Source organism: Pirellulales bacterium, assembly GCA_035533075.1.
Classification (GTDB): Bacteria; Planctomycetota; Planctomycetia; order Pirellulales; family JAICIG01; genus DASSFG01.
Genome location: DATLUO010000058.1, coordinates 1 through 7,223, shown reverse-complemented (window position 1 = coordinate 7,223; position 7,223 = coordinate 1). Strand labels below are relative to the sequence as shown.

General features: G+C 65.1%; 5 protein-coding genes. 1 reads left to right on the top strand and 4 read right to left on the bottom strand.

Annotated elements, in window-relative coordinates; genetic code table 11:
* From VNH11_07505 to VNH11_07490, 4 genes are all read right to left on the bottom strand, one after another.
* The coding region (locus VNH11_07505) for a hypothetical protein (GenBank protein ID HVA46203.1) at positions 1 to 356 on the bottom strand (356 nt) is incomplete at its 3' end.
* A 191-nt stretch (positions 357 to 547) separates the two neighbouring features.
* The gene (locus VNH11_07500; GenBank protein HVA46202.1) at positions 548 to 1,174 is read right to left on the bottom strand and encodes a sigma-70 family RNA polymerase sigma factor; all 627 of its coding nucleotides are present in this window, start codon (positions 1,172 to 1,174) and stop codon (positions 548 to 550) included.
* 343 nt (positions 1,175 to 1,517) lie between these two features.
* Positions 1,518 to 2,576, bottom strand: coding sequence for an efflux RND transporter permease subunit (locus VNH11_07495; GenBank protein ID HVA46201.1), 1,059 nt, complete (start codon positions 2,574 to 2,576; stop codon positions 1,518 to 1,520).
* The gene (locus VNH11_07490) at positions 2,573 to 3,898 is read right to left on the bottom strand and encodes an efflux RND transporter periplasmic adaptor subunit (protein HVA46200.1); all 1,326 of its coding nucleotides are present in this window, start codon (positions 3,896 to 3,898) and stop codon (positions 2,573 to 2,575) included. The genes VNH11_07495 and VNH11_07490 overlap by 4 nt, the downstream gene beginning before the upstream one ends.
* 666 nt (positions 3,899 to 4,564) lie before the next feature.
* On the opposite strand from VNH11_07490, the gene VNH11_07485 reads away from it, so the two are divergent.
* On the top strand, positions 4,565 to 7,223 hold a 2,659-nt coding region (locus VNH11_07485; GenBank protein HVA46199.1), incomplete at its 3' end, for a TIGR03118 family protein.

The window sequence follows — 7,223 nt, the reverse complement described above, 5'->3', positions numbered from 1 at the left end:
TTGGGCAGCACCTTGACCGCCACGTGGCGGCCGAGCGACACCTGCTCGGCTTCGTAGACGATGCCCATGCCGCCGCGGCCCACCTCGCGGATGATGCGGTAATCGCCGAGTTGATCGGGCCGCGCGGCGCCGAGGGCGGGCTTGCCGCCGGGGCTGGCTTCGCCGAAGGAGTCGTCGCTGGCCGGCGCCAGATCCTCCATCAGGGCCAGGGCCTGGAACGTGTCGCGGATGATTTGCGCCTGCTGGGGATAACGCTCGGCGTATTCGTTGATCGAAGGACGTTCGCCGCGGCGAAAGCGCTCGGTGAATTCCTCGGCCAACCGCTCGACGAGTTCCAGTTCCTGGTCTTCGGTCATCTGGCAGGGCTCCGTGTAATCAGGCGATGCCCCGGGTTGTTGTCCGCAACGCTCCGCAGGGTGGGACCAGCGAGCTTGCGAGCGCCGGCCCACCATGATTAAGGCATCAGGTATCAGGCATCAGGCGTCAGGGTTCAGATCCTGACGCCTGATATCTGACGCCTAATTCTCTCGGTCGAACGGCATGGGCACTATTCCGTCAGGTGTAGCTCTCGAAGAATCTTTTGCAGGCGCGCCAAGGCGCGAAGGTAGCGTTTGCTGGCGGCGGACGGTTCCAGTTCCAGCTCCTGGGCCGCCTCGGCGTTGCTCAACTGCTCGAAGTGCCGCAAGGCCAGGATCTCGCGGTCCAGCGGGTCCAGGCTGTTGAGGGCCTCCTGGAGTTGAATCCGCATCTCCGCCTTCACGGCCGCTTGCGAAGGAGAGGTCAATTGCCCCAGCAACTGGGCCGCCAGCGACATGGAATTGGCCGCCGGCAACGCGCCGCGGTGGAGAGAAACCTCTCGCTGGGCGTCGCGGGCCTGCGTGCCGAGGTGCGTGCGGTGTATTTCCAGCAGTTTATCGCCGGTGATCCGCCGCAGCCACAAGAAGAACGGCGATTGCGGACCCGCCAGGTACGTCGGCAAGCGGCGTGTGGCCTCCAGAAACGCGTCTTGCAGCACGTCCGAGTCGTCGACGCGCCCTTGCAGCCGGCGGTTCAACCGCAGCCGGATCATCTTCTTCAGCCGCGACCGATAGCGCTCGAACAGTTGGTTGAGCGCCTGTTGGTCGCCCTGGGCGGCGCTCGTGAGCAGCAGGCTATCGTCGCTTTCTTCGCGCATGGTATTCCCCATATTACCATAAGTGCGCTCCGGCCCCGAATGAGGACAGGAAAAATCGCCGTCCGGCGACGATTTTCATTCAACCACCCGCCTAAACAGCAGAAACGGAATGGCGGTGGCTGGGGCAGAGCCGCGCCGATTGGGCAGCTCCTCGGAAACCGCTCCGCCGCGGCGATGCCCCGATAGCGCCACGACCGGGGCATCGCTGGCCGGCACTGCGTATTGAAAGGGCCGAATCGATCACGGCCAGCTTCTGCCCCAGCCACCGACGATGGTTCATTGCCGCCCGTGTGAAGTATCGCAACGTGGCTGCTGGTTTACACCGCGAACGTTTCGACGACCGTCAAACGGCGACGTCTTCCCGCTCAGGGGAAGCGTCCATCCGGTTGACAAGCGGTGGCAATTCCGCCGTCCGCTCGCGGACCAAGAGCGAATAAATGGCGGGCAGCACGAACAGCGTCGCCGGCCCGGCAGCCAGCAAACCGCCCAGAATCGCCCGGGCCAACGGCGCGTTGGCCTCGCCGCCGCGCTCCAACGCCAAGGCCGCGGGCAACATCGCGCAGAAGGCCGCCGTCGCCGTCATCATCACCGGCCGCACGCGAACGCCGGCGGCCTGGCGAATGGCCTCCAGCGGCGAAAGCCCCTCCTGCTTGCGCAGCTCCTGCGCCCAATCGGTCATCAATACCGTGTTCGAGACGCTGATGACCACGATGAAGATGATGCCCAACAGCGACTGCACGTTCAGCGCGCTGCCGGTCACATACAGCATCGGCAGCACGCCTACCAGCGACAGCGGCACCACCAGCATCACCGCCAGCGGCACGACGAACGACCGGGCCAGCGCCACCATCAGAAAGTAAATCAGCAGCGACGACAGCACCAGCCCGACGCTCAGGTTCGTGAACGCTTCCTGCATCCGGCTGTATTCGCCGCTGAGCGTGATTTCGGCGCCGCGCACCATCGGCCTTTCCGCCCCCTTGGCGCCAGGTGAGTAAGGCAGCCAGTGCTCCCCCTCGCGCCGGCCAAAACGATCGAGCAGCCGGGCAACGTCGGTCGCCGCGTGACCGAGGTCGCGGCCCTCCACGGCCATCGTCAGTTCGACCGCCGGCTGAATGTCGACGTGCGTCAGCTCCGAGGCGATCTGAGTCGGAGTGATGCTCGCCAACTCGCCCAGCGTCACCTGCCGGTGCTGCGCGCGACCCGTGATCGGAATGTTGAGCAGATCGTCGACCGAATGCATGCCGGCGTAGAACGTGAGCACCTGCACGGCCGGGCTTTCGAAGACCGGCAGGATGTCGATGGGAACGCGCCTTAACGTCAGTCCGCCGAGCACCAGCACGGTGAGCGAAAACGCGATCACCGCGTGTGGGTTGTCGAGCGAGGCGCGAATCAGTCCTTTCATTGCTTCACCCGCACCGGCGCGCCCTCGACGAGCGACGCCGCGTTTTCGCTCACGACCCAATCGCCGGCGCGGATGCCCGAAAGCACTTCGATTTCGCTCTCGTCCGCGTGGATCAGGTAAATCGCCTGGCGATGGGCCTTGCCGTCGCGGACCACATAGACCGCGGCTTTGCCGTTGGCCGGCTTCTCGACCAGGCAGCTTGCCGGCAAGGTGAGTGGCGGCGAGGCGCTCCACAGGTGGATGGTGGCCTTGCCGTACATGCCGTCTCGCAACAGCCCCGTTTCATTCGGCAGATCGATCTCGACGCGCATCGTCCGCGTCGTGGGGTCTTGCGCGTCGGACACGCGCGAGACTTGCCCCTCGAACTGCAGGCCGGGCAGCGTGCTGGCCTCGAACGTCGCGCGATCGCCCGGTTCCGTAAACGGCGCGTCTCGGTCGGGCACTTGCACCACAACCCGCATCAGATCGGTCTTTTCGACCGCCAACAGCGGCAACACGGCGCTGCCGTCGGCGGCGCGGATGAAATCGCCTGGAAAAAAGGTACGCTCGGTGATCACCCCATCGTAAGGCGAGCGGATTTGGGCGAAGTCGACGAACACACGGGCACGTTCCAGGGCGGCCTGACAGACTTGCACGGTGGCTTCGGCATCCAAAACGTCGGCCTGTGACTCGCTCAGCTTGGCTTCGGCCGCCGCCAGGTCGGCCTTGGCGCTGTCGATGGCCGCCAGGGCCGCGTCGCGCGTCGCCTGGGCGGCGAGAAAGTCATCTTGGCGTTCGTCGACCAATTGCTCTTCGATTGCGCGATCTTCGAAGAGTTGCTTGATGCGGCGGTAGACTTTTTGTTTGAACTCCAACGCCGCCGCCGCGCTTTCCAGGTTTGCTTTGCTGCGGCCGATCGCGGCCTGCGCGGCCTCGCGGAGGGCACGGGCGGTCTCCACACGGGCCTGCGCCTGGGTAAGCTGCGCCTGCGACTGCGCCAGCGCCGCGGTGGCGCCGTTGACGGCCTGCACGAGCTCCGGCACGTCGATCGCGGCCAGCAAGTCGCCCGCCTTGACGCGGTCGCCAATATCGACGCGCTGCTCCTTGAGGTAGCCCGACACCTTCGCGAACAACCTGGCCGACCGGTCCGGAATGACCGAGCCGGGCTGCGTCGTCACGCGGTCTTCGCGGGAGGCTTGCGGGCGGACCACCTTCAGTTGCATCGGCGCGCGGCCGACCTCCGCCGAATAAGTCGGCCCGGTCGGCGCGAGCAGGCACAACGACGCCAACGCTCCGAGAACAGCGGCATGCCGGGCCGCGCAGCCGGTTTGCGGTCGGACCATTCTTGTTCCTCGCTTTTGGGTTCGCGGGTCGGTTACCGTCTTCCGTGCGAACGAGGCAAAGCAAGGCCCATACCTCCACGCCGGATTGGCCGCGATCGCCTCGGAATCAGGCGTTTTGCCGGCACGGCGTGAATGTGCGTGCGCGCGGGAACGTGTGCGGGAAGCTTCGCTGCGCGCGGTTCCGCACATTCTGTGTCAGTGAGTAGTGGCCATGCAGACGTAAGGGTTCTGCCTGTTCGAAGTGCCTCCCGGTGGTGTTTTGCGCGCGGCCTCCTCCCTCGTGGCATTGCGCCTCATTAAAAATGAAGTTGGACTGGGCGGAGAAAGGGCAACGGTGGGAACCGAGCGCGAGCGCCGACCCGGTGGCCGAGACGATCGCATCCCGTCGGGTCGGCGGCGCACTGCCTCTCTAAGAACGATAGCCGGCAGATGCACGGATTTGGTTATTGTTGCGTGAGAAACGTGAGAAAAATGCCGCGCAGCCTCACTTTCTGCTGTCTGCCGGCCGTTAGCCAAGAAAAAATCGCCTAAATCCGTTGACTTAGTGGTAAAGACTGGTACAAGGAGAGGAAGGACCGGAAGGGGTCTTTTTGCCCAGGAACAATTGTCATGTTGCGTTGGAATGCCCTCCGTTCACCGTGGCGGCGACCGCCGCCAAACGCCCGATTGTCGAAGCGTCGACGGCTGCTGGAATCGTTGGAAACCCGCTGGCTGCTGGCCTCGGACGCCTACCTTGAAATCAACCTCGCTTCCAACCAGTCCGGCGCCGCGCTGGTGAGCGATCCGTCGCTTGCCTTTGCTTGGGGAATCGCGGCCAGTCCCGGCGCCAGCGGCGGTTTTTCGGTTTCAGACTCTTCCGCCGGACGCTCGAACTCCTACAGCGGCGATGTAGCGGGAAGTCCGTTTGTTGAGAACGCCAGCCAGGCTGTGGACGTCCCCTTGCCCACCGGCCAGGTCTATAACGGCAACGCCAACGAGTTCATCATCCACTCGCCGCCTCCGCCCCCCGGCGTCGAAACGCCCATCGCGGGAGGGCCGGCGGAGTTCCTCTATGCCTCGCTCGATGGCACGATCTATGGTTTCAATTCGAATGTCGGCCCGCAGGCGGTGGCGGCGGTCTCGGTGCCCGGCGCCGGGTTCACGGGCCTGACGCTGGCCAACAGTGTCACGAGCAACAGTGGTTCCACCAGCAGCGGCACGGGCGACCAGCTTTACGCGGCCGATTTCGTAGGTGGCAAGATCGACGTGTTCGACGCCAGCTTCCAGCCGGTCACGACCAGCGGGTCGTTCACAGACCCGAACTTGCCGGCGGGTTATAAGCCGTTCAATATCCAGGCGCTGGGCGGCGAGTTGTACGTGAGTTACGCGTCGCTGGGCGCGGCGCAAGAGGTCAGTGCCAGCGGTCCGCTGCCCCCCACGCCGGCGCCGGACGGCGTGATCGACGCGTTCGACGCCAACGGCAACTTCTTGGGGCGAATTGCGTCGGGCTCTCCGCTCGACCAACCCTGGGGCATGGCCTTGGCGCCGCAATCGTTCGGCCAATTCGCCGGCGATCTATTGGTGGCCAACCAGGGCAGCGGCGAGATCAACGCCTTCAATCCGGGCCCAAGCCCCACTGCCACGGGCGGCACCTCGCTTGGCGCACTGAACGGGCCCGACGGCAATCCGTTGATCGTCAATGGCCTGTTGGGCCTGGCGTTCGGCAACGGCGACAACGCGGGCGACGCGGACTCGCTCTATTTCACGACTGGCTCCTTCCCGGATCTGGTTTGGCCATTTTCCAATACGTCTGGCGGGCCAGCGATCGCGACGGCGGTCCCCGTCCCGGAGCTGTCGCACGGCCTGTTCGGCGCGGTGCAGGTTGCCGGCACGGGTCTTTCCGGAGCCGTGGGCACCGACACCACAGCCCAGGCCGGCCGCGAGTTTTCCGGAGCGTTGGCGGCCTTCGGTTCGGCCGAGCTTCCCAGCCCCGAGGCCAATCCCGTCGCCAGCTACACGGCCACGATCGACTGGGGCGACGGCAGCTCGACCACGCCGGGCACCGTCGTGCCGACCGGCAATGGCGGTTATCTTGTCGTGGGCAGCCACACTTACACGGCCGCCGCGACCGATGACTATCAGGTCACCATCAACGATGCCAGCGGCAACTCGGCTACGGCCACCGGCACGGTGCAAGTGACGGCCGCAACCCTCATCGCACATGCCCTGCCGGTTGTCAGCCAGAGCTTGACGATCAACAACGCGATCGTCGCCGATTTTATCGACACGGGCGGATCCGACCCACTCTCGAACTACAGTGCCACGATCGACTGGGGCGACGGTACTTCGGCCACGGAAGGAACCGTCACGCACGGAATCGTTCCGCTCAGTTCCGTCCCCATCGACGGTTATTTCTCGGTCGCCGGCAGCCACACCTACGCGGCGACGGGCGACTACACGTTTACCGTCACGATCACCGACAGCGACGGCACCAGCGCGACCGTTCATGGAGCGGTCGATATTGCCGCGGCGACGCTCAACGCACATGCCTTGCCCGTCGTCAGTGATGGGCTTGTCGTCGACAACGCGGACGTGGCGGCCTTCCTCGACACGGGCGGATCCGATCCGCTTTCCAACTACAGCGCCACCATCGACTGGGGCGACGGTTCGACCTCGGCCGGCACCATCGACGGGGGCATTACCGCGACGCCCGCGATCGCGAACGCGGTCGGCGGATACTTCAGCGTGGCAGGCAGCCATACCTATACGGCCACGGGCGATTACACATTCGCGGTCACCATCAGCGACACCGACGGCGGTTCGGCCACCGTCACGGGCACGGTGGTCGTCGCTCAAGCGACACTGCAAGCCAAGGCCATCCCAGTTGATAGCACCGGGTTGACGGTCAACAACGCCACGGTGGCCGACTTTATCGACACGGGTGCCGGAGATCCGCTTTCGAACTACAAGGCTACCATCGACTGGGGCGACGGCACTCCGGCTTCGGCCGGAACCATCACCGGCATCGCCCTGGGCGACAGTACCGGCGGCGGCAGTCTCTTGGCGGCGCCTGCCGTCATCATTGGCGGCGAGTATTACCGTGTTGAGGGCAGCCACACCTACACCACCACGGGCGACTATACGACCACCATCACGATCAGCGACAGCGACGGCACGAGCGCCACCGTGCAAGGCGCCGTCGACGTCGCTCAAGCGACGCTCGAAGCCAAGGCGCTGCCGGTTGTCAGCCAAGGCCTGAACGTCAGCAATGCGACGCTGGCAGACTTTATTGACACGGGCGGGGCCGATCCGCTCACGAATTACAGCGCCACCATCAACTGGGGCG

What these genes read in the sequence shown, in the direction of transcription:
- VNH11_07500 (HVA46202.1), bottom strand. Translation starts at nt 1,174, where the DNA reads ATGCGCGAAGAAAGCGACGATAGCCTGCTGCTCACGAGCGCCGCCCAG.
- VNH11_07495 (HVA46201.1), bottom strand. Translation starts at nt 2,576, where the DNA reads ATGAAAGGACTGATTCGCGCCTCGCTCGACAACCCACACGCGGTGATC.
- VNH11_07490 (HVA46200.1), bottom strand. Translation starts at nt 3,898, where the DNA reads ATGGTCCGACCGCAAACCGGCTGCGCGGCCCGGCATGCCGCTGTTCTC.